Here is a 22,379-nt window from a genome sequence, read left to right as displayed (position 1 = left end):
CCCCTATTGTTTAATGATTTCAATGCCCGCTGGGGGGGTGAATTGAAAGAGGCTAGAAGCCAGGGGGATATTCGTCTTCACTTGGGTAAAAATGATCTCCACTTGGCTTTGCATTTTGTCGGTGTAGTTGAGTTTATAGGGCAGGCCGTTTTTTAGGGTCAGACAGTAGGTGGTGTGGTTGATTTTGGCTTTGTAACGCCCGTCTTTTTGCCACTTAGCTTTTTTAAGGATAGCAAAGAAGTCCAGGGCTTTGTTCAACTTCGTGTAGGTGGCTTGCAGCAGTCTAGGCTCGTAGATGATGACTTGCTTATCCTGCATATAGACTTCCTTGGGGCTGGGCTTGGTGTAGCTCCACTTAGCAAAGAAGGGGGCTTTGGCTAAGATTTGCCCTTCATAGGTTGGGTTTAGAGGTGAGGAAGTTGTGCCGAGCACCACCTGCTTAAAGTGGGCACTTAGGCTGGCAAACTGCAAGGGAGCAGAAATTAAAAACTGGAAACAAAGGATAAACAGATAGGCGCGCATAGACTCCCTTTTTATAGGTAATTTTACAAAATTTTGTTAAAATTTGCACTTATACAAAAATATAAAAAGACAATTTGTCCTTGGGATTTAAGGGATGTTAAGAATGATAAAAACCGTGCTGGGTAAGGTTGTTGGTACAAAAAACCAACGGGAGATCAAACGCTACCAAAAACGGGTAGCAGAGATCAACGCTCTAGAGGCCAAGGTGCAGGCTTTAAGTGATGAGGAGTTACAAGAGCACTTTTTTGACTTGAAAAAGGCGGTGCAAAAGAGTGAGAAGGGCTTACAAGAGGTTCTGCCCTTGAGTTTTGCGATCACAAGGGAGGCTTCTAGGCGCATTTTGGGCATGCGCCACTTTGATGTACAGCTCATTGGGGGGATGGTCTTGCACGAGGGCAAGATCGCCGAGATGAAAACAGGCGAGGGCAAAACTTTGGTGGCGACTTTGGCTGTCGCCTTAAACGCTTTAAGTGGACGCAGTGTGCATGTTGTTACGGTGAACGACTATCTCGCCCAAAGGGACGCGACCCAAATGCAACCCTTGTATAATTTCTTGGGTTATAGCGTGGGGGTGGTTACAGGGGGCGTGGGCGATGAAGAGCGGCTTGAGATTTACGCTAATGACATTGTCTATGGCACGAATAACGAATTTGGCTTTGACTACCTTAGGGATAACATGAAATACTCCCTAGAGCAAAAGGTGCAAAAGGAACACGCCTTTGCGATCGTAGATGAGGTGGACTCAATTTTAATTGATGAGGCCCGTACACCCTTGATCATCTCTGGTCCTGTGAATAAACGCATGGAGAATTATGAGCGTGCCGACACGGTCGCCAAGAACATGCAAGCAGAGGTGGATTTCACAATCGATGAAAAAAACCGCGTCATTTTGATTACCGAAGAGGGCATTAAAAAGGCAGAGGAGCTCTTTGGAGTGGACAATCTTTACAGCCTGGAAAATGCAATCCTCTCCCACCACTTGGATCAGGCCCTTAAAGCGCACTATCTCTTTGCCCGGGACAAGGACTATGTGGTCGCCAATGGGGAGGTGGTGATCGTGGATGAATTTACGGGGCGTTTGAGCGAGGGGCGGCGCTTTAGCGAGGGCTTGCACCAAGCCTTAGAGGCCAAAGAAAAGGTGGGTATCAAAGAGGAGAGCCAAACCCTAGCCGACATCACCTTCCAAAACTACTTTAGATTATATGACAAACTTTCAGGCATGACGGGCACGGCGCAGACAGAGGCGACTGAGTTTTTAGAGATTTATAATTTAGAAGTTGTGTCTGTACCCACCAACTTGCCCATCCAGCGCAAGGATTTAAACGACCTCATCTATAAAAGCGAAAGCGAGAAGTTTGAGGCGGTGGTGGCTAAAATCAAGGAGTTGCACGCCATAGGTCAGCCCGTTTTGGTGGGCACGGCGAGCATCCAAAAGAGCGAGGCATTGCACGCCTTGTTGCAAAAAGAGCGCATCCCCCACACGGTGTTAAACGCCAAACAGCACACTAAGGAAGCAGAGATCATTAAGGATGCGGGGCTTAAAGGGGCGGTGACGATTGCCACGAACATGGCGGGGCGGGGCGTGGACATCAAGATCAGCCAAGAGATCAAGGATTTGGGCGGGCTGTACATCATCGGTACCGAGCGGCACGAAAGCCGTAGAATCGATAACCAGCTAAGAGGGCGCTCTGGCAGGCAGGGCGATCCAGGGGTGAGCCAATTTTACTTGAGCCTAGAGGACGGCTTATTGCGCATCTTTGGTAGCGATCGCATCAAAGGAGTGATGGAGAAATTGGGCCTACAAGATGGGGAGTACATCGAGTCTAAGCTGGTGACGCGCTCGGTGGAGAATGCCCAAAAGAAAGTGGAAGCCCTACACTTTGAGAGCCGCAAGCATCTCTTAGAGTACGACGATGTCGCCAACGAGCAGCGCAAGACGGTGTATAAATTCCGCAACGAACTTTTAGATGATAATTACGATATCAGTGCACGCATTGCTGAAAACCGCCAATACGCTGTAGCGTGTATCTTGGAGAACAACCAAGCCTTTAAAGAACAGGACTTTTCAGATGAGGATTTAGAGAACACTAAGCGAGCTTTACAAGAGGACTTCAACGCAACCATTGACTTTGCCCCCTTACAAGAGCGCGATTTTGTCTCTGTGGAAAACTTCATTTTAGAAGCCCTAGAGGCGCAGTATGCTACTAAGATGGCGCATGTGGAAGATTTAAACAAAATCGAGCGAGTGGTGTATCTGCAGATTTTAGATAGCGCGTGGCGCGAACACCTTTATACCATGGACAACCTCAAAACGGGCATCGGGCTTAGGGGTTATAACCAAAAAGACCCCCTTGTGGAGTACAAAAAAGAGAGCTACAACCTCTTTTTGGAACTGATTGATTCCATTAAAATAGAGGCGATTAAGACCTTTTACAAACTTGAATTGGTTGCCAACACCCCGGAGGACACCGATCGCTTTTTAAGCGGCCTAGAGAGCGATCAACTAGAATTGAGTTTCAATAACAGAGACATTGAAGAGGGGTTAAGCAGTTGGAACGAGGCTAAGCCAAAGACCATTGCCCGCAACAACCTCTGCCCTTGTGGCAGTGGCAAAAAATATAAGAATTGCCATGGCAAGAGTGGGCCTAAAAAAGGTATTTTTGCAACCAACAGCAAACCCACGGATGCCTAGCACTTCCTTAGTGGCGTTCTTGGTACGCCGCTATTTGCGCTTTGACAAGACCCAGCCCTTCATCAGCATCACGGCGATTTTAGCCTTTTTGGGTGTGGGCGTGGGGGTGATGGTGCTCATCGTTGCCATGGCGATCATGAACGGCATGAATGCGGAGTTTGAAAAAAAACTCTTTGTGATGAACTACCCACTCACGCTCTATGCCACAAGTTACTATGGCATAGAGCAAAAGACTTTAAACGCCCTAGAACAGTGCTTCCCCCACTTACGCTTTAGCCCCTATTTGCAAAGCCAAGTCGTGGCGCGTTTTAATGGCATGCTGAGTGGAGGCATGCTTTTTGGTGTAGATATACAAAAAGAAGTGCAGATCAACGACATTTTAAAAAAGGGGTTAGAGGGGGTCAATTTACAAGCCTTCAAACAGACCCCTTTTAATTTAGTGGCAGGCAAGGGCTTTAAGGAATCTCTGCTCTTAGGCAACACACGCAGCGTTGATTTGTTTTTCACAAAGTTAGAGCCTACGGGCTTTGTGCTTTCGCCCACAATGAAACGCTTTAGTTTGAAAGGCTTCTTTGAATCGGGACTCAAGGCGTATGATGGCAGTTATTTATACACGAATATAGAGGCTCTGCAAGCGATTAGGGACCTACCCGAGGGGGTATATGACGGCGTGCATATTTACTCCAAGCACCCCATGCAAGACATGGAAAAAATCAAACAAGCTCTTAAAAAAATCCCTAATAATGGTGTGGACATTGAGGGTTGGTGGCAGCAAAATGGTAACTTCTTTTCGGCCATGGCCTTAGAAAAGCGCGCCCTTTTTATTGTCCTCATGTTGATCATTCTTATGGCAAGTCTGAACATCATTAGTTCCTTATTAATGGTTGTCATGAACCGCCGTAAAGAAATCGCCCTGCTCTTAAGCCTTGGTGCGACCACTAAAGAAATCCAAAAAAGTTTTTTTACTTTGGGTTCGGTCATTGGTGTGGGAGGGATTGTGCTGGGTGTGCTCTTAGCATTTTTGGTACTGTGGGTGCTTGCCACCTTTCCCATCATCTCTTTGCCCGCAGATGTCTATGGCATTGATAAACTGCCCCTAGACCTGTCGGCTGTGGATTTCTTCAGTACGCTCATCGGCGCGCTTGTGATTGTCGCCCTTTCATCACACTACCCAGCCCGTAAGGCGGCCAGTGTGGATGCATTGTCTATTTTACGCAATGAATAGCCGTTTACCATTATTAAGTTGCTTTGTGTTAGAATGGGCCCGTTCTTGTTTATTGTAACAGGACTAAATCTAGTGGAGAAACGCCTTGAAGAACATTTATGTAGGGAATTTGGTTTATAGCGCAACAAATCAGGAGGTTGAGGAACTCTTTAGCCAGTTTGGTGCCGTAAACTCTGTGAAGTTAATCCAAGACCGCGAAACCAAAAGACCTAAAGGCTTTGGCTTCGTGGAAATGGAAGACGAGGGCGCACAACAAGCTATCGCCAAGTTAGATAACACAGATTTTATGGGACGCACTATTCGGGTTACTGAGGCAAACCCCCGCAAATAAACCCTAACCCAAAAAGGCTTTGCGCTTTTTAAGTCTGTGGTAGGCGAGCGCAAAGCGGTGTGCTTCATCTCTCAAGTTTTGTAAGAATTGCAGGCGTACATCCTGCGCCTTTAATCTCCAAGTCTGCGACACGCTGTAAATTGTATCTGCCACATCCCCTCCCCCCCTCTTCGCCCTTTTATTTGCCTTTTCTTTTGCTAGAGCCACCACCGCTATATTTAAGCCCGCCTTCTCTAAAATTTGCGTGGCCAAGAGGGCCTGGGCACGCCCTCCATCTAAGAGCCACAAATCGGGCAAGCCTCCTTGTTTCACGCGTCTTTCTAGCATTTCGTGCATTTGGGCGTATTCATCATTGCCTTTTAGGCTGTAGCACCGATATGCGCTTTTAAGCCACTTGCCCCTAGAGTACACCACCATCCCCCCCACGCAAAAACTTTGCGCGTGGTGGCTCACATCAAAGACCTCAATGCGTTTTGGGGGTTTGTCAAGTCCTAGCAGCTCCTGCAAGGCAAGCGTGATCTGCTCTGTAGGTTGCTCGGCGCGTTTAAGCAGGGTTTGCACGGCTTGCAAATAATCCCTAAAAATCGCCGCCTCTTCAAACCTTTCTTGCGTGGCTAGAATGCGCATGCGCTCTTTAAGCCGGGCGCATAGCTTGTCCTTATGCTCGAGCAAATACAAGGCTTCTTTGACGAGGGGAGCGTAATCCTTGGGGCTGATTTGTCCACTGCAGGGGGCTAAACAACGCCCCATTTGGTGGAAAATGCAGGGTTTATTGCCCTTTAAACAGCTTTTGCTTTGCACTAGGGGGATCAAACTTTGCATACTCTCTAAGAGCTCTAAAGAGGCGAGGCTAAAGGGACCAAAGCATTTATGCCCTGCTAAGGGCTCTCTTGTGCGCTCTAGGGTGGGGTAGGGTTTGTTTAAATCGATGCAAATGTAGGGGTAGGTTTTGGAGTCTTTGAGTAAAATATTGTATTTGGGTTGCTTGGTTTTAATGAGGCAGTTTTCTAAAAGCAAGGCTTCTTCTTCGCTGCTGGTGGTTTGCACCTGCAAATAGGCAATCTGTGAAACCATGCGCTGGATACGGACGCTGTTTTTAGAATTTGGGATCGCTTGTGCGCCTTGCACTTTAAAGTAACTCAAAATGCGCTTTTGTAAGTTCTTTGCCTTACCCACATAGAGCAGTTGATCCTTCGCGTCAAAATACAGATACACCCCGCTAGTGGTGGGGAGGTTACTTAGATTCTGTGCTTGCATGGTGTTTCTTAATGCAGGCCCGGATATTTTCTAAGATGTCTCTTAGCTTAGGGTCTTTAAAAGGGTTTTCAAAGTTCCCCCAGGCACGCTCGTGGTAGTGGAGTTTAGCGCGCTTTTGCGTAAAGCTTTGCCTAATACGCCTTGGCAAAAAGCCCTGGACTTCTGTAGGCTTGGTGGGGATGTCTAGTTTCTGTGTAGCGTTTAAGAGGGTGGGGACTAGGGTGCGCTTTTGCCCGTTGAAGTAGTGATACGCGCTTGGGTGCTTGAAGACAAGCAAAAGTTTAGCATTTTTCATTACAATGGAGTCCAAACCGACCCGAACGCCCCCCGGTAAATATAATTTCAGTTGGTCAAGCTGTAGGCGTGTTTTTAGGGAGGTTAGCTCGGGCCTGTGCAAAAGTTGGGAGAAGATGTCTTGCGTATCTTTCATATGTGTATTTTAGCATGTTTGCTCGCCGGCTGTGGCTTTAAAGCCCCTCCTTTTTACAAGACCAACAAGCCCCCCTCCACCAAAACCCAAACCCCCACGACTAACCACAGCATCCAAGAGGAGTAGATTTAGGTATAATGGGCACTTTAGTGGAGAATTGTATGTTTGAGCCCTACCCCTTTGAACGATTGCGAGAGTTGTTAAGAGATTGCAAACGCGGCGGCTTGCCCCTAGATTTGTCTATTGGCGAACCGCAGTTTGAAACCCCCCTGAGCGTGCAAAACACCTTAAAAGCCCACACCCACGAACTGCGTTTTTACCCCAAGAGTGGGGGCGAGGACTTTTTAAAAGAGGCGCAAATGGCGTTTGTGAAAAAACGCTTTGGCATAGAGCTGTCTAAAGAGCAGATCATCCCCACCTTCGGTTCTAAAGAAGTGCTTTTTAGCCTACCTATCTTTTATTTACACGATAAAGAAGCCCCTAAAATTGCCTTTGCCAACCCTTTTTATCAAGTATATTTAGCCAGCGCACGGGTGGCACGGGCGCAAGTGATTTTCATGGATTTAAGCCTAGAAAATGACTTCACGCCCATGCTAGAAGAGGAGGCGCATTTAGTCATTTTAAACTCGCCCAACAACCCTACCGGGCGCACTTTGGATTTAGAAGAGCTCAAAGAGTGGGTGTTAAAAGCCCTTGAGGAGGATTTTCTCTTGGTCAATGACGAATGCTACAGCAACATTTATGCCACCACCCCCCCACCTTCCATTTTGCAAGCCTGTATTGAAGTCGGCAACACCGACTTTAAAAATGTTCTTGCCATCAACTCCCTCTCCAAGACTTTAAGTGCTCCGGGTTTAAGGAGTGCCTACATTGCCGGGGACGCTGCAATTTTAAAGCCCTATCAAATTTTTAGAAGTTATAGCGGGTGTGCCCTGCCCCTGCCCCTGCAACATGCGAGTGCCGTGGGCTGGCTGGATTTAAAAGCCCAAGAGCATATCCGCCACATTTACGCCAAAAATCTAAATCTCGCCCAAGAGATTTTAGGCGTGGCCGTGTATCCCACAAGCTTTTATGTGTGGCTGGAGGTTAAAGACGGGCAGGCTTTTGCCAAGCACCTTTACACCACAAAGGGACTAAAAGTCCTGCCCGGGGATTTTTTAGGCTATGGCGATAGTCCGCACACGAAAGACTTTGTGCGGGTGGCTTTGGTTTATGCGCCCGATAGCTTAGCTCCCGCCCTAAGTGCTCTTAAAAACGCCCTAGACAGCTATTGATGCTAGATCGTCCCATCCACACCTATAAAATCCACTTCATCGGCATTGGGGGCATTGGTATTTCAGGCCTAGCTAAATATCTCAGGGCGCAGGGGACGGTGGTGAGCGGCTCGGACATCGCTAGAAGTTACATCACCGACTATTTAGGGCAACTGGGCATCCCCATCACTATCCCGCATGACCCCAGCGCGCTCACCGATCAAGAGGTGGTGATCCACTCGGCCATCATCAAGGTGGATAATGTGGAAATCGTGGCGGCTATGGAGAAAAATTGCGTGATCCTCTCACGCAAGCGAGCATTAGAGTATATTTTGGGCGATAAGCGCGTCTTTAGTGTGTGCGGGGCGCATGGCAAGAGCAGCACAAGTGCCATGTTAGCCGCCCTTTTGCCCCACTTTGGCGCAATCATCGGGGCATCGTCTAAAGCCTTTGGCTCTAATGTGCGGGAGAGCCAAAGCCCTAGTTTGGTCTTTGAGGCAGACGAGTCGGACCAAAGCTTTTTAAGCTCTAATCCTTACTGCGCTTTAGTTACAAACGCTGAGGTGGAGCATTTAGAGGGATATAACTACGATTTAAAGGCGTTTTATCAGGCCTACACCGACTTTATTACTATGGGGCAAAGGCGGGTGATCAACATAGAAGACCCCTTTTTAAAGGGCCTGACATTAGAAGCCATCCGCCTAGATCCGGCTAAGGACATCAGTCACATCGAATACTTTTTAAGAGAGGACGAGCCCTACACCCGCTTTAGGCTGAAAGACTATGGGACATTTGAGGTGTGGGGGCTGGGCGCGCACACAGCCAGCAACGCCAGTCTAGCGATTTTAGCCGCCTTAAACGAACTGCCCCTAGAGCAGTTAAGAAAAAACCTTTTGGACTTCAAGGGCATTAAAAAACGCTTTGACATCTTGCAAAAGGAGGAATTTGTCCTCATAGACGACTACGCCCACCACCCCACCGAAATCGCCGCCACCCTGCAGGCCCTGCAAACCTACGCCGACTTGAAGGGTTTAAAAGACGCGGTGGTGTTTTGGCAACCGCATAAATATTCCCGCTTGTTCGACAATTTAAAGGGCTTTCAAGAGTGTTTTAACCACCCCATCGTCAGCCAGCTTTACATCCTGCCCGTGTGGCGGGCGGGCGAAAAGCCAAGAGAGCTAGACATGCAAGCCTTGTTCGGGCATTTGCAACCCACTTTTATAGACCGCCTTTGGCGGAGCAAAGAGGGGTTAGAGCTGTTCGTGCAAGGGGTGAAAATCCGCACCCTTAACAAGGGGCTTGCCATCGGCTTTGGGGCGGGCGACATCACCAACCAGCTTAGGGGGGATTTATGAGCGGGTGGATTGTTTTAGGCTTAGTCCTTATCTTGCTGTGGTTTTTGCTCAAAGACTTCTTTGGGCGGGGGTTTAAGCAGAAAATCGCAGTGGTGGTGTTCTTGGGTGCGCTAGCAGCCGGACTTGGGCTTTACACCTACCAACAAGACAAAATCAATAAAGAGCAAGTTGCCTTGCAGAGGGATTTTTTGCGGGGGATGGTACTGGATTGCAATGGCGTGAAGGTGAGCCAAAAGGATTTTAGTTTGGTGGCGGGGACTTTAAGTTTTCTTGGTAAACAAAACACCCCCATGCAGGGCGTGTTGGTGGATTTGCAAAGCTGTAAAAGCACGAAATGATCGCCAAACAGCTAGATTTAGCCCCCTTTTTAGAGCAATTTAAACGCTTTCTAGCCCGCCCTAAAGACATCGCCTTCAACTTCCCCGAGCACACTTGGGCGCATTTGCAAGAGCTAGAGACCCTAGAGCTTGCCCCGCCCCCGCCCCTGCCCGCCCTAAACGAACCTTTAAAATCCTTTAAAAAGGGCGGGGTGTTGCACCTAGAGGTGCTGTTTGCCTTCATCCAAATCACGCGCTATTTTCTGCGCCTAAAAAAGCAAGTCCCCCCCAAATCTAGCACCCTTTATAGCTATTTGCAAAGCTTAAACATCCCCCACGAGTTGTTGCAATTAGAGGCGCACATGCAAGAGGAGGTGGGTTTTAAAAGCGGGTTTTACCCCGAGCTAGACGCGCATCAAGAGAGTTTAGAGAGGCTTAAAAAGTCGCAACAAAAAATCTTTAGTCAAATCTTGGCGCAAAAGTCTTTAGAGCCCTACCTTGCCGACCGGCAAGTGCATTTGGTGCAAGGCATTGAAACTTTACTCTTAAAACCGGGCTTTTCTAGCGTGTTTAAGGGCATTGTGATCGCGCGCTCACACAGCGGGCAATTCTACATCGAGCCCTTAGAAGCCAAGAGCTTAAGCCATAAAATCCAAGAAACCCGCGCTGCGATCGAGCACTGCCTGCAGCAAATCTGCACCCAGTGGAGCGCGAAGCTGCGCCCCCTCTATCTGTTTTTGCGCTTTTTTGACAAGCAATTTGACTACTTAGACCATCTGCAAGCGCGCATCGCCTTTGCTAAAAGTTTGGGGCTAAACTTCATCAAGCCCAACACAAGCGGGCAGTTTGTGCTTAAAGACTTCGCCCACCCTAGCCTTAAAGAGCCTAAGCCCCTAAGCGTGGATTTTAGCCACTCTCTCTTGCTGGTTACGGGTGTGAATACCGGGGGCAAGACCATGCTGTTAAAATCCCTGCTTGCCAGTGTGTGGCTGGCTAAGCACTTCTTGCCCCTAAGAGCCAACCCCCACCACTCCAAAATCCCCTACATTGAAAACATCCAAGCCATCATCAGCGACCCGCAAAACAGCCAAAACGACATCTCTACCTTCGCGGGGCGCATGCTCGACTTTGCCCACGCCCTAAACACCCCTAATCTTTTGCTAGGCATTGACGAAATCGAGCTAGGCACGGACGCGGCCGAGGGCAGTTGTTTATACAAAGCCCTTTTAGAAAAGCTTATAAACCAAGGGGCTAAAATCGTGGTTACCACCCACCACAAGCACCTAGCCCTGCTTTTAGCCAAAAACCCCGCCGTGCAACTCTTGGCCGCCAACTACGACATCCACGCCCAAATGCCCACCTACACCTTCACCCAAGGGCTCATCGGCAAGAGTTACGCCTTTGAAACGGCCTTGCGTTATGGCGTGCCAGCCGCTTTAATTGCTGAGGCTAAAGAGCTGTATGGGGCGGATCAAGAGAATTTAAACGCCCTGATTGAGCGCACCAGCGCGCTAGAGCAAGAACTCCAAACCAAGCAACAAGAATTGCAAGAGGCTAAAGAGGCCCAAGAGAGGGCTTATCAAGAAAAATTAGCCAAAATCCAAGAGGCCCACAGGCACAAAGAGCAAAAACAGCAAACCCTAGAGCAAAGCTACACTAAAGCCCTTAAGCAAATGCAAGAGGCGATAAGAGCCTTCAACCAAGAGCACAACACCAGCCACGCCCACCAGCAAATCCAAGCCATCCAAGAGAGCCTAAAGTGCCATAATCTTAAGCCCGCTCCAGTGCAAAAAGAGCACAAGGCCCTAGAAGTGGGCGACTTTGTGGCCTATGGCAAGCTTGGTGGAGAGATTGTGGGCACGAGCGGGGGGCTTTATAGCATAGCTTTAGAAAATGGGCTTAAAATTAAAGTCAAGGCTGAAAGCCTAAAACTAAAACCCAAGCCCAAAGCCCCAAGCCCCCAAGTGCAAATCAAACAAAAACCCCAAGCTAAGGGGCAAATGCGTTTAGACTTATGTGGGCTAGACACCCAAGAAGCCCTAGAGCAAGCCCAAGACTTTTTAGCCAACGCCCTTTTAGCAGGCTTTGAAGAGGTGCTGATCGTGCATGGCAAGGGCAAGGGGATTTTAAGAAATGCCCTAAGAGAGTGGCTCAAAAAACACCCCAAAGTCCTAAAATTTGGCGATGCCCCCTACAATTTAGGCGGCTCTGGGGCACAAATTGTTAAAATATAAGATTGATTAACCATTGGTTAAAAAAGGAAGTTTGTGGAAAAGCTGTTAGTTGTACGGAACGATAAACTGGGGGATTTTGTCCTAGCGTGGCCTGCCTTTGCCATGCTCAAAGCTTCCATGCCACAGACCAAGCTTATTGTGCTTGTGCCCAGCTACACAGCCGAGCTTGCCCACCATTGTCCCTATTTAGACGGCGTGGTGGTGGATGCAGGCCGCCATGCCAGCAGAAAAGCCAAAAAACAGACCCTAGAGGACATCAAAGCACACCACTTCCCCGCTGTCATCAGCTTTTTCTCCACCTCCCACAACGCTTTCTTGCTCTTTAGGGCAGGCATCCCCTTCCGTTTAGCTACGGCTACCAAACTCATCCAATACCTCTATACCCACCGCCTCCGCCAACGCCGCTCGCTTTCCACTAAGCCCGAGTTTGTCTATAACCTTGATCTAGCGCGCCATTTCTTAGAGTTGCAAAATATCCGCATTGTGGAGCCCAATGGCCCGCCTTATTGGTCTTTCCCCGATACTAAAATCAAGGCCCAAAGGGGTAAATTGGTCCAGCAATTCAAACTAGACCCTAATAAGCCGTGGATTTTTGTCCACACGGGTACAGGGGGCTCTTCGCCCAATCTTTCTAAGGACCAATGGATTGAGCTGATCTTAGGGCTGTTGAAGGGCTTGGATGCGCAGATGATTTTGAGCGCGGGCCCCACAGAGAGCCAAAACACCAAGGAGCTTGCCCAACAAATCAACCACCCCAACATCATCGTCTATGATAAAAACGAGGGCATGCTCGACTTTGCCCGCTCTTTGGCATGCGCTCAGTTTTTTATCTCAGCGGCCACGGGGCCCTTGCATTTGGCATCTGCCCTAGACATCCCCACCTGCGCTTTCTACCCCGCCCGCGCCAGTGCTGCCCCCTTGCGTTGGCAGCCCATCAACACCCCCGCCAAACATTTGGCCTTTGCGCCCACAATCACAGACCCCGCACGGGACATGGACATGTCCTTGCTCAAAATCCCCCAAATTTTAGAACAGCTCCTAGCCTTCATCCAACAATGGCTTAAAGGTTAGCACCCTAGCCCAAATATTTGAGCACCAAGCGGGCGTAGTAACTGGCTGCACGGGCTAAAAGCGCATCGTTGAACACATAGCCACTTGTGTGCAAGTAGTGGGTGTTTTCATTTTCCAAGAAGGCGTAGGCGCAGGGGCGCTCCTTAGTGAAGTAGCCAAAATCTTCACTGCTCATCGCCGCGGGGTACTCAAAGCAACAATGCGCCTTGCCAAAGACCTCCTCGGCCACACTTTGGGCGAAGGCGGTGGCTTTGGAGTCGTTGATGGTGATGGGCGTGGCGGCTTGCTTGCTGATTTCAATTTCCACACCCTGGGCTAGGGCGATGCCTTTGGCAATCTCCTCAATGCGTTTAGAGGTGATCTGTTGACTCTCTTGGTCTAAAGCGCGCACGCTTAGTTGCAGTGTGGCACTATCTGGGATGATGTTAAAAGTGCTGCCCGCGTTAAATGCGCCCACACTCACCACCGCGCTATTTCTAGGATCAATGCTCCGCGACACGATGCTTTGTAGTGCCACCACCAAGAGTGCCCCCGCCACAATGGGGTCTTTGCACTTCTCAGGCGCACTCGAATGCCCACCCTTGCCCTTAATTTCAATGGTGTAGCTGTCCGCGCTTGCCATGATCGCCCCGCTCCTTAGATAAAACTGTTGATTGCTGCCAAGGGGCATGTTGTGCCAGCCAAAAACCATGTCGCTGTCAAACCTCTCCAACAATCCATCCTCAAGCATCGCCCTAGCCCCCCCTAACACCTCCTCGGCGGGCTGGAAGTACAGATGGAGCGTCCCATTAAAGTCTTGACTGGCTAAATATTTGGCCGCCAAGAGCAAAGACGCGCTGTGCCCGTCATGCCCGCAGGCGTGCATTTTGCCAGGGTTTTGGCTTTGGTAGGGCAAATTACTTTTTTCAGGCATGGGTAATGCGTCCATGTCCGCTCTTAGACCAATTTTCTTGGGCGCACTGCCCTTTTTGAGCACCCCCACCACGCCTGTTTTACCCACACCGGTATGCACTGCATAGCCAAACTCTTTTAATTTTTCTGCGATAAGTTGGGAGGTCTCCAACTCCTCAAAACCTAATTCTGGGTGTTGATGGATGTGCTGACGCAACCGAATAAACTCTTCTTGCATGGCAGTGATCTCTAGAATTAAAGGCATCATTCTCCTTTAGAGTTTTTGTAAAAAGGCATTTGATTTTATACCACAGACTATGGCGTTTTCCTCCTCGATCCGTTTGCCAAACCCTACAACCGGTCGATCCAAAATGATTTCTATGTAGTCCTCGTAGTCCTCGCGTCTGCCCTTGCATTTTATACGGATCGTATTCTCAGGGGGAGGGTTATCATCCACATTCTATGTTATTGGCTTCTTTGAAGATGTCTTGGGCAATCTTTATATATTTTTGCTAAGGTTGGAGGCGGCCATAGCAATTTTATTGTCGTAGATGATGGGTTATCCTTATGGGTTTAATAGTGATTTTACGCCAAGAAAGTTAAGGCAATTTCTCATTTAGTGCAGATAATGACGCAATTTAGCTAATTTGCATTAGAATAGACTTTTTATAGGAGTCTTTCTTGCACTTTTTAAATAGTTTGCGGTTGCAGAGCAAGGTCATCTTGATCATTTCTATCCCCATGGTGGTGTTGTTGTTTTTCATGCTTTGGCAATTACACAGCACCTACAATCTCTTGCGCCGCAATGAGGACTTGGCGCACCAAATAGAAGTGTCCAAATACTTATCTGCCCTGGTACATGAAATGCAAAAAGAGCGGGGGATGAGCGCAGGGTTTTTGTCCAGTGATGGGGTGCAGTTTGCCGACAAATTGCCCAAGCAAAGGCAAAACACCAATGCAAGGTTAGCGGCACTTAAGAAATTTTTAGAGTCTGTTTCGGATTTGGATTCTCATTACTTGCAAGCCGTGCAAAAGGGGCTTGACCTCCTAGAGCAGTTGTCTCAAAAACGCAGTGCTATGGAGGCAAAGAATAAAAAAGCTTTGGTCAACGACACGGTCGCCTACTTTACAAAGGGTATTGATCTCTTCTTAAACACCGTGCTTGAATCCATTAAAATCATCCCCAATTCTACAATCTCGAATGCAGTGATGGGCTACATCAGTTTTCTCTACGCCAAAGAGATGTCCGGCTTAGAGCGTGCCACGGCCAACCGCATTTTTATCGCAAATACCCCTGACAACCCCCAATACGCCCATTTCATCGCCTTGATCGCCAAACAAGAGGTCTTTTATAAATATTTTCTTTCCTTTGGGGATGTGCAGAGCATCGCGCTTTTTAAACGCCTCTCTAACGACCCTAGCTTCAAAGAAGTGGAAGAAATGCGCCAAACCCTCATGCAAAAATATTTAGTGGGGGGATTTGGTGTGGACCCCACCATGTGGTTTAGCACCATCACCAAGAAAATCAATGCATTGAAGCAAGTGGAAGATGGTATTAGCGACCACATCACCAAGCTTACTAAGTCTGAGATTGCCAAAGAAACCCATCAGTTTACACTGCTGGCGGTTTTAGAGATGGTGATTATACTTGCAACAAGTATCTTAGCTCTCTTGATGATGCGCTACATCGCTCAAAGGTTGCAAAAGGTCAACAAAACCCTAAAAAACATCGTGGACAACAAAACCTTGACAGATAAAATCAGCATTGCCGCTAACGATGAGATTGGGTTTATGGCACGATCTGTGAATATCTTCATTGAATACATGCGCGACACCCTGCAATGCATCTTCCAACAAGTACAAAACAACACAGACATCTCTAAGTCTTTGAGCACCATCTCTATGGGGCTAGACTCCAACTCTAAGCAGATCAAAGAAATCAGCCAAAACAACACAGATTTGAGCCACTCCAGCCGGCAAGCGTTGGATGAAAGCCTAGCGATGTCCCTCTCCACTAAGGAGCTTTTAGAGGGGGTGTTGAGCAATGTCGAGGACACCAAAACAGCCGTATCTGCCATCAATGAACATGTCCAGTGCAATATGACCAATGAAGAAAACAGCGTGGCGCAAATGCAAGCCCTATCCACAGAGGCGCAAAGCATCCGCAGCGTACTAGACACAATCACAGACATCGCCAAACAAACTAATTTATTAGCCCTCAATGCGGCGATCGAGGCGGCTAGAGCGGGCGAGCAGGGAAGGGGTTTTGCTGTGGTCGCCGATGGAGTACGGGCGTTGGCTGAGCGTACCCAAAAGAGCATTACAGAGAGCGAGACGATCATCACAACAATTTTAAAATCTATCGACAAAATCAATGAGGAGAGACAAAGCAGTTTAGAGCTGATGCACGCCCTCACCAAGCACGCAAGCGGTATGCAAGAGCATGTGAATCACCTTGCCGATGTGATCGCCAATGTTGTGGATCAATCCTTAGTTAATCTCAACAACATCAGCCGTATCAACAAGCACACCACAGGTATCCTCGAAAATGGAGATAAAATCGCCCTCTGCGTACAGGACTTGTTAAAAATCAACGACTCCATGCAGACATCTTCGCACAAGCTCAACCACCAAACCAATGATTTAAATGACTTTTTGAGTGTGTTTAAGGTTTAAGGAGGTTTGCAGAGCATGTCCTTTTAACAAAAACAAGCCATATAGCTCCAAAAATTAACCCAACATTAACCAAAAAACTCTACACCACGCCCCTGTATTTGTTTTTTCACCATTTTAAATTTCAAAGGAAGTCTATGCGAAAACACATAAACCCCCTTTTATTCATCTTAGCGGGTGTGTCTTTTGCCCTTTCTGGCTGTGCCACACAGGTATAAAGCCCACAGCTAAGCCCACAAGCGCACCGTGACCAGTAGTTCAGTTCCCTTAAACTTCAACTATCCTGTCAATCTCGAGCAAGAGACTTCCAATAACCACACCATCGCCATTTTAACCCCAAACATCCAAGCAGGTGAAAATGTCCAGCCCTACATCAACCAATTCCAAAGTGCATTGGCAAAGCAAGTCCAAGAAATCCTAGAGAAAAAGGGTTACCACATCATCCGCCTAGCAGATGTACAAAATCTCAGTGCTGAGCAGAAAATGAACATCTCCTCTATTTTGAAAATCAGGGGATGGATGGGGGTCTTAGAAGATGCAGATATGGACACAGAGAACCTTAAGGATACCGGTATGAAGGGCATTGTAGACCAAAGTGCAGGGGCGGTCATCTTTAAATTCTTTGAACCTAAAACAGGACGCACCACACACAACTTTGCCATCAATGTGGGTGCTAAGCAAGCCCTTGTCCACTCTTACGCCAAACAAGACCAACTCTGGTGGCTATGAGGGGGCTAGCTCTATCAGTCATAGCACACTGGATAAAAACCACAACGATGCCATCCGTAAAATTCTCAGTGAAATGTACAGAGCTGTGGTGCAGAAATTGGTGCATTGGGTAACCAACACCAATCTAGAACAATACAGAAACGCGATCGACCAAATCAAAAAGTAGCACAGCTACCACAGGTGGGTTACAAGCAGAGCACAAAACCCACCGCAAATTCCGGCCAAAGCATCATCACCCACCACACCTAAGCCACCTTTGACATCCCGATCGATCTTGCCGATCAAAGAGGGCTTATAGATGTCAAAGAGGCGGAAGAATACAAAACTAGCAATCACGCCCAGCCAACTAAGGCCTGCAATCGCCATCGCCATCCACATCCCAACCAACTCATCGATCACAATCTGCTTGTCATCGTGGCTTTGGGTTTGCTCCTCGTAGATATCGATTTGCTTAATGGCAATAAGCCCAATCAAGACCGCGCATAAAAACAGAGTGTTGGCAGAGAGATATAAAAGAGGCAAGCCCAAAAACAGTGCCACCACGCTGCCTACAGTGCCCGGCCCTTTGGGGAACTTGCCCGCGTAAAACAGCGTTAAAAAACATTCACGACTAAGGAGTCTCAAGGTTTTCTCCAAGAATTTAGATTAATTTTAGCATAGTTAAAAAAACATGGTATAATGAAACATAGTGTTTAGGATATTGCATGCACAACAGCCCAACCAAATACAAACGGTGGGCAGGGCGACCTGTGTTGTCCCCCGCTCCCCAACCCTTTTGTATTCTTTATCGCTCTCGTTGGTTCCCCGGCAAACTTGCAAGACCCACACCGCGCTAGTAGAAGGTTTTTCTACACTTTTTTTACAAAGGATTGCATATGTTCTTTTCGTCTTCCACAAAAAAAAAAAAACAGAGTGCATAGAGGAAATCAACACACTCGCTAAAGAAAACCACAACCTCAGTGCCATTTACAACGCCCTTGAGTGCTCTTTGGCTATCATTGAGTTTGACACGGAGGGCAAGGTCCTTAGTGCCAACGATAATTTTTTAAAACTCATGGGCTACACCTTGGAGGAAATCAAGGGCAAACACCACTCCATGTTTTGCGACTCCAAATTGGTGTCTTCGCCTCGCTACGGCGATTTTTGGAAAAAGCTTATGTCCGGGCAATTCCAGCGAGGAACCTTTAAACGGATCAAGAAAAATGGTCAAGAGGTGTATTCAGAGGCCACTTATAATCCTGTCTTAGATGAACGGGGCAAGGTGCTTAAAATCATCAAAATTACCACAGATGTTACGAAGCAGATTTTAGAATTGAACGATTTGCGCGCCGTCTACAACGCCAACCTCGAGTCAATGGCGTTCATTGAATTTGACATGGAGCACCAGGTGATCACCGCTAATAAAAACTTCCTAGACCTCATGGGCTACACCCTAGAAGAGATCAAGGGCAAACGGCATGCAATGTTTTGCGATCCCGAGTATGTCAAAACCCCGCAATACACCGAGTTTTGGGACCACTTAGAGTCGGGAAAATCCACCAAGGGGACTTTTAAGCGGATCACCAAAACAGGCAAAGATGTCTATCTAGAAGCCACCTACAACCCTGTTTTTGACGACGATGGCAGGATTTATAAGTTCATCAAGTTTGCTTTGGATGCCACACACAAAGAAATGAAAATCAAGATGCTCTTGGAGCTCATTAAGGAGAACCAACAACTCACCAGTGATGGCAACTGCATGATTGAAAAGACCACTGCTAATATCCAGAATGTCGCCAGCACCATGAACAACAATGTCCAACTGGTCGACACTCTAAACACACAGTCCGATTCAATCTCTTCCATCACCCAAACCATCAAAGACATCGCCGATCAAACCAACCTTCTTGCTCTCAATGCTGCCATTGAGGCGGCTAGAGCCGGGGAACACGGGCGGGGCTTTGCGGTGGTCGCCGATGAAGTGCGTAAACTTGCCGAGCGTACCGGTAAATCCGTGATGGAGATTGCGGCGATCATCGGATCTATCAGAGAAGTCACTCAACAAGTGGTGGGTAGCATCAGCACCGGCGCAGCCGAAGCCGAAAAAACCGCAGAACTCTCCTATGAAACCCAAGATTTAATGGAGAAAATCAAAGCTGCCAGCGATCGTGTAGCGCAGGGCATGGGACTTTCTAGCACGAAATAGGGGCGAGCTTTGGATGCTTTTAAGCACCTTAGCCTTTTGGGATGGAGACAATGTCTACCAAAAACAACACTACAGACTTCTCTACCCTTCTTAAACAAGTGCCCTCAATCCATTAAAACCAAATCACAATCTACAATTAGCAAAATTTCTAATGATTCTTGAGTGTTCTGCAACCTCTTTTTATCTCTCTTGTTGCAATCCACGATCATTTTAACTTTCCTAACTACAGCACAAGTCGAATCGGCAAACTTCTTTTTAATCCCTGAAAAATCTTTATATATATGTGAGTTAAATATATGTGAGTTAAAATCCACTCTCCATCGTAATTCTTGGCACACTTATAAAATAGCAGTTCTTATCCAAATTGATAATCTTTTCATAAATAAAACAAGGTTCCCCCTTACAATTTATGGATGAACCCTTTTTTTGTATTGTAAAATTGTAAACTATAATTGAGTCGATTTTATAGTATCGTTTTTTTTAGAGTTTAAAGGCAGAGTCTCGCACCTAGTTAGCCTTATGGGTGTTTAAGACTTTGCTCATCCTTGAAAGTAGAGATTGCTCCTCCAATTATCCACAACCCGCTCTAAATAAATTTCAATCTTTGATGCATTGATGTACTCGCTTCATGATACCCGTGTAGTTACTATATGCTATAAATGTCCATGCAATTGCCTACTTGCAAGCTTAGTAAGGTTCTTGCTCAAGATGTGAGAAATGTACAGCATTTCTCACAAATGTTAAGTCCACTTGTGCTAGATTCTGTTGTTGGTAGCCCACTTGATGTCTAACCACCTTGTTTAGCAAGCCTACCCAGCAAAATGAGAGAGTGGATAAAATCTACAGCGGAAAAATCTAATAAGAAGTTTGATCCCTTTAAACTCCACAACTTTAGGTTTAAAAGTTAAGGCTTGTATCTCTTGCGTCTCTTGCTGTGGATGCACCAACCACACGCTCACCTTTGATGTACTTGCTCACATATGCCCGCATTTGGTAAAGGTCGGCGTGTACAATATCTTTTTGTGCTGTCATTGCCTTCCATTTGGTGTCTAAAATGATGATTTTACTCCTCTCTCTTGATACAATGTCATGACGCATAGAAAAACAACTTTTAGAGTTCTCATCTTTTGTTAAACATTTACTTTGTTCTAAGCATGCATGCGCATTTTGCCTTGAAAACAAAGTCCTCACAAAGCCTCTGCATAGAGAACAACAGCGCATAGGCGTGGCTTGTTGGAGACTTCATTTTTAAGAAAGGGCACACTATGCCAACAGGTTTTCATACTCCTTAAAACGGCTTGATGTGCACTTTGGGCAAATCTGCTTCGATGTTTTGGCTCGCACACATCTCATCAAAGACAAAACAAATAGAGTGTAGCTTTTCTTGGCTTTTGGGGGGCTCAAGCTCAAGGTTTTAAAGAGCTCCAGTGTAGTTAATGAGCCGATTGGGCGCAACATTTAGACTGTACTCATGGCTATAAGTGTAGAAACGCTCCTTATAGATTAAATTCTGATGTGCTGACTTATTTCTAGTTTGCTTTTAAGAAAAGGGCGGTTCTCTAAAACATACAATAGGCTTGTTCCAACCCCTGCTTGATGAGTTGGAAACACCCATCTAGGAACATTTAGATCAAAACATCCAGCGATGGAAGGCATGCATTGTTTAACTGGAAAAACTGGGTTTGTTTAAAGGAGATGTCTTGAAAGATTTTCAAACAATGATGAGTACTTGTTTGGCATCACAAAGGGGGCAATGGGGGATTTTAAGAGGGCTTGGTGTGCGCTCTTGTTTTATAAATGCTGACACTTGGTTTTGAAAGTCAATGAGGGTGAATTTGGGGATTTTTGGGAGCATTTTGGAGCATGCCCTTTTAAATCGCGCCCATAAATCTTAGGCAAAATCTCAAGGCTAAAGCTCTGCACTTGGATCAAATCCACATGATTTTGGGTCTGTTGGCAAAATCTAGTAGAGCCTACTAGACTTTGGGGTTTTATCCTTTTTCTCCCCTAAACACTGCGCAATATCCGTCTCGCTAAACTCTTGGTATTCGGCTAAATAGAGCGTGGGGGTGGGTTTCATAGATTGGTTATGTTAGACGCATCCGATGCATGAGGCTGTGGCTCTTATTCTTGATTTTGGTGAACACCTCCATAAATGGCTTGGAATATTTCGGCTTTCCAATCCCTAGCCTTTGTAGTTTGATACACTTTTTTATCTGTATCAATGAAATCTCCCAAAAGCCCGCTTAATGCACTGCCCATTTCTTTGCTTGCTAGCATGCCATTACGGTTAAGCACCGTATGGACTTTGGCGTAGTCATCATGAAAATACTCATGTAAAAGCGAGATGTTCTTATCCTTAAAACAATTTTGCAAGCCCTCTAAGCTCTCTAATCCCAAAAAGCGGCTGTGCCCGATCGTGTGGTTTTGATCGCGCAGAAACTCGATGCGGGTGTTCATCGCCTCCAAGAGTTTTTGTAGATTAACTCCAGCGCAGTTTGTGCTCAGTAAACTAGGCCTAGGCAATATCTCCACAAAACTAAACCTGCGGCGCAGGGCGCAATGCTACGGCCAGCGGTGTTCATCGTGGCGAGGATATACAGATTGTCTGGTACCTCAAAAAGTTCTTGACTATAAGGCAAGGTAACCCTTAACTCCTCCTTGCGCCATATGCGTTTGTTCTCCTCGACCAAGGTGATCAGCTCACCAAAAATCTTAGAAATATTGCCCCGATTGATCCCATCAATAATAAGGATATATAGACAAATTTGGGAAGGTTTTTGGATGTTTTTCTTCAAATTTCCTGATTTGTTTGTAGAGCGCATCGTAATACGGGTGATTGCTACCCCGGATATTTCCCCAGGAGCCCATTTTTAAATTTTGGATATTCTTACATGATTTTATTTTTTGCCAAGTATGCCCTTCTCCCTCTAGACGAAAAGAACAAAGGCTACCCTCTCTTGTGGTGTGCCCATACTGATAGCAATCGCATTTCTTATCCTCTCCTTTAACATGGCGTTTCACTTCCACAATCACCCGCTTGCCAAAGAGGGGGATTCCTTGTTTGGCCTCTGCGTTTTTTATCACTTTTAGCTAATTTTTTTAATTTTTTTAACATCTTTAGCAAATTCTTCTAAGAGAACTTCAAGCCGTACATTTTGGCACATTTGTTTAAAAATGCTATTTTTGATTGTTTTACTCCCCCCCCCCCCCC

General features: G+C 46.8%; 21 protein-coding genes and 1 pseudogene. 12 read left to right on the top strand and 10 right to left on the bottom strand.

Going from position 1 to position 22,379, the window contains the following annotated elements; genetic code table 11:
- Nucleotides 1–3: 3 nt before the first annotated feature.
- Nucleotides 4–522: a LolA-like outer membrane lipoprotein chaperone gene (gene lolA / locus AOG36_RS06505; RefSeq protein WP_015106908.1), complete on the bottom strand. Its 519-nt coding sequence runs from the start codon at nucleotides 520–522 to the stop codon at nucleotides 4–6.
- 103 nt (nucleotides 523–625) lie between these two features.
- On the opposite strand from lolA, the gene secA reads away from it, so the two are divergent.
- The 3 genes from secA to rbp all read left to right on the top strand — a co-directional run bounded on the left by secA (nucleotide 626) and on the right by rbp (nucleotide 4,770).
- A complete protein-coding gene (gene secA, locus AOG36_RS06500) occupies nucleotides 626–3,214 on the top strand; it encodes a preprotein translocase subunit SecA (protein ID WP_015106909.1) in 2,589 nt (862 codons plus the stop codon).
- Nucleotides 3,207–4,439: an FtsX-like permease family protein gene (locus tag AOG36_RS06495; protein ID WP_015106910.1), complete on the top strand. Its 1,233-nt coding sequence runs from the start codon at nucleotides 3,207–3,209 to the stop codon at nucleotides 4,437–4,439. Before secA ends, AOG36_RS06495 begins: the two co-directional genes overlap by 8 nt.
- Before the next feature lie 85 nt (nucleotides 4,440–4,524).
- On the top strand, nucleotides 4,525–4,770 hold the full coding sequence (gene rbp / locus AOG36_RS06490; RefSeq protein ID WP_053825701.1) for an RNA-binding regulator: 246 nt from the start codon (nucleotides 4,525–4,527) through the stop codon (nucleotides 4,768–4,770).
- A gap of 3 nt (nucleotides 4,771–4,773) precedes the next feature.
- Here the strand turns inward: rbp and AOG36_RS06485 are convergent, their stop codons facing one another.
- The gene (locus AOG36_RS06485; protein ID WP_015106912.1) at nucleotides 4,774–6,027 is read right to left on the bottom strand and encodes an excinuclease ABC subunit UvrC; all 1,254 of its coding nucleotides are present in this window, start codon (nucleotides 6,025–6,027) and stop codon (nucleotides 4,774–4,776) included.
- Nucleotides 6,005–6,322 (bottom strand): hypothetical protein, encoded by a 318-nt coding sequence (locus tag AOG36_RS06480; RefSeq protein ID WP_015106913.1) that lies wholly within the window; start codon nucleotides 6,320–6,322, stop codon nucleotides 6,005–6,007. The genes AOG36_RS06485 and AOG36_RS06480 overlap by 23 nt, the downstream gene beginning before the upstream one ends.
- Before the next feature lie 96 nt (nucleotides 6,323–6,418).
- Between AOG36_RS06480 and AOG36_RS08710 the strand changes: the two genes are divergently transcribed.
- From AOG36_RS08710 to AOG36_RS06455, 6 genes are read left to right on the top strand one after another with little or no spacing between them, the layout of a single operon-like run.
- On the top strand, nucleotides 6,419–6,583 hold the full coding sequence (locus tag AOG36_RS08710) for a hypothetical protein (protein WP_156241289.1): 165 nt from the start codon (nucleotides 6,419–6,421) through the stop codon (nucleotides 6,581–6,583).
- A 35-nt stretch (nucleotides 6,584–6,618) separates the two neighbouring features.
- A complete protein-coding gene (locus AOG36_RS06475; RefSeq protein ID WP_053825748.1) occupies nucleotides 6,619–7,731 on the top strand; it encodes a succinyldiaminopimelate transaminase in 1,113 nt (370 codons plus the stop codon).
- Complete coding sequence (gene murC / locus AOG36_RS06470; RefSeq protein ID WP_015106916.1) at nucleotides 7,731–9,065, top strand: UDP-N-acetylmuramate--L-alanine ligase; 1,335 nt, start codon at nucleotides 7,731–7,733, stop codon at nucleotides 9,063–9,065. The genes AOG36_RS06475 and murC overlap by 1 nt, the downstream gene beginning before the upstream one ends.
- Nucleotides 9,062–9,403 (top strand): hypothetical protein, encoded by a 342-nt coding sequence (locus AOG36_RS06465; protein WP_053825699.1) that lies wholly within the window; start codon nucleotides 9,062–9,064, stop codon nucleotides 9,401–9,403. The genes murC and AOG36_RS06465 overlap by 4 nt, the downstream gene beginning before the upstream one ends.
- A complete protein-coding gene (locus AOG36_RS06460; RefSeq protein ID WP_015106918.1) occupies nucleotides 9,400–11,616 on the top strand; it encodes an endonuclease MutS2 in 2,217 nt (738 codons plus the stop codon). Before AOG36_RS06465 ends, AOG36_RS06460 begins: the two co-directional genes overlap by 4 nt.
- 33 nt (nucleotides 11,617–11,649) lie before the next feature.
- Entirely contained in the window at nucleotides 11,650–12,687 is a 1,038-nt protein-coding gene (locus AOG36_RS06455) for a glycosyltransferase family 9 protein (protein WP_053825698.1), read from the top strand.
- A gap of 4 nt (nucleotides 12,688–12,691) precedes the next feature.
- Here the strand turns inward: AOG36_RS06455 and AOG36_RS06450 are convergent, their stop codons facing one another.
- Both AOG36_RS06450 and AOG36_RS06445 read right to left on the bottom strand, forming a co-directional pair.
- Nucleotides 12,692–13,843 carry a M20 aminoacylase family protein gene (locus AOG36_RS06450; protein ID WP_015106920.1) on the bottom strand — a complete coding sequence of 384 codons (1,152 nt, stop codon included), beginning with the start codon at nucleotides 13,841–13,843 and terminating at the stop codon, nucleotides 12,692–12,694.
- A 9-nt stretch (nucleotides 13,844–13,852) separates the two neighbouring features.
- Nucleotides 13,853–14,035, bottom strand: coding sequence for a hypothetical protein (locus AOG36_RS06445; RefSeq protein ID WP_053825697.1), 183 nt, complete (start codon nucleotides 14,033–14,035; stop codon nucleotides 13,853–13,855).
- A gap of 224 nt (nucleotides 14,036–14,259) precedes the next feature.
- Between AOG36_RS06445 and AOG36_RS06440 the strand changes: the two genes are divergently transcribed.
- Entirely contained in the window at nucleotides 14,260–16,254 is a 1,995-nt protein-coding gene (locus AOG36_RS06440; protein ID WP_231850642.1) for a methyl-accepting chemotaxis protein, read from the top strand.
- A 243-nt stretch (nucleotides 16,255–16,497) separates the two neighbouring features.
- Nucleotides 16,498–17,146 (top strand): annotated as a pseudogene (locus AOG36_RS09110) (HpaA family protein).
- Between the two features lie 5 nt (nucleotides 17,147–17,151).
- On the opposite strand, the gene AOG36_RS06430 reads toward AOG36_RS09110, so the two are convergent.
- Nucleotides 17,152–17,604, bottom strand: a complete 453-nt coding sequence (locus AOG36_RS06430; protein WP_015106923.1) for a phosphatidylglycerophosphatase A family protein — start codon at nucleotides 17,602–17,604, stop codon at nucleotides 17,152–17,154.
- Nucleotides 17,605–17,848: 244 nt separating this feature from the next.
- On the opposite strand from AOG36_RS06430, the gene AOG36_RS09385 reads away from it, so the two are divergent.
- The gene (locus tag AOG36_RS09385) at nucleotides 17,849–19,165 is read left to right on the top strand and encodes a methyl-accepting chemotaxis protein (protein ID WP_053825747.1); all 1,317 of its coding nucleotides are present in this window, start codon (nucleotides 17,849–17,851) and stop codon (nucleotides 19,163–19,165) included.
- Between the two features lie 897 nt (nucleotides 19,166–20,062).
- Here the strand turns inward: AOG36_RS09385 and AOG36_RS06420 are convergent.
- From AOG36_RS06420 to AOG36_RS08835, 4 genes are all read right to left on the bottom strand, one after another.
- On the bottom strand, nucleotides 20,063–20,386 hold the full coding sequence (locus AOG36_RS06420) for a 5-methylcytosine restriction system specificity protein McrC (protein ID WP_082334219.1): 324 nt from the start codon (nucleotides 20,384–20,386) through the stop codon (nucleotides 20,063–20,065).
- A 490-nt stretch (nucleotides 20,387–20,876) separates the two neighbouring features.
- Nucleotides 20,877–21,020 carry a hypothetical protein gene (locus AOG36_RS08705; RefSeq protein WP_156240617.1) on the bottom strand — a complete coding sequence of 48 codons (144 nt, stop codon included), beginning with the start codon at nucleotides 21,018–21,020 and terminating at the stop codon, nucleotides 20,877–20,879.
- A gap of 269 nt (nucleotides 21,021–21,289) precedes the next feature.
- On the bottom strand, nucleotides 21,290–21,691 hold the full coding sequence (locus tag AOG36_RS08840) for a putative GTPase subunit of restriction endonuclease (RefSeq protein WP_015106930.1): 402 nt from the start codon (nucleotides 21,689–21,691) through the stop codon (nucleotides 21,290–21,292).
- Nucleotides 21,670–21,990 carry an AAA family ATPase gene (locus AOG36_RS08835; protein WP_197536038.1) on the bottom strand — a complete coding sequence of 107 codons (321 nt, stop codon included), beginning with the start codon at nucleotides 21,988–21,990 and terminating at the stop codon, nucleotides 21,670–21,672. Before AOG36_RS08835 ends, AOG36_RS08840 begins: the two co-directional genes overlap by 22 nt.
- Between the last annotated feature and the right edge of the window lie 389 nt (nucleotides 21,991–22,379).

This window comes from Helicobacter heilmannii (assembly GCF_001283065.1).
In the GTDB taxonomy this organism is placed as follows: domain Bacteria; phylum Campylobacterota; class Campylobacteria; order Campylobacterales; family Helicobacteraceae; genus Helicobacter; species Helicobacter heilmannii.
This window is presented reverse-complemented; position numbering and strand designations above follow the sequence as displayed.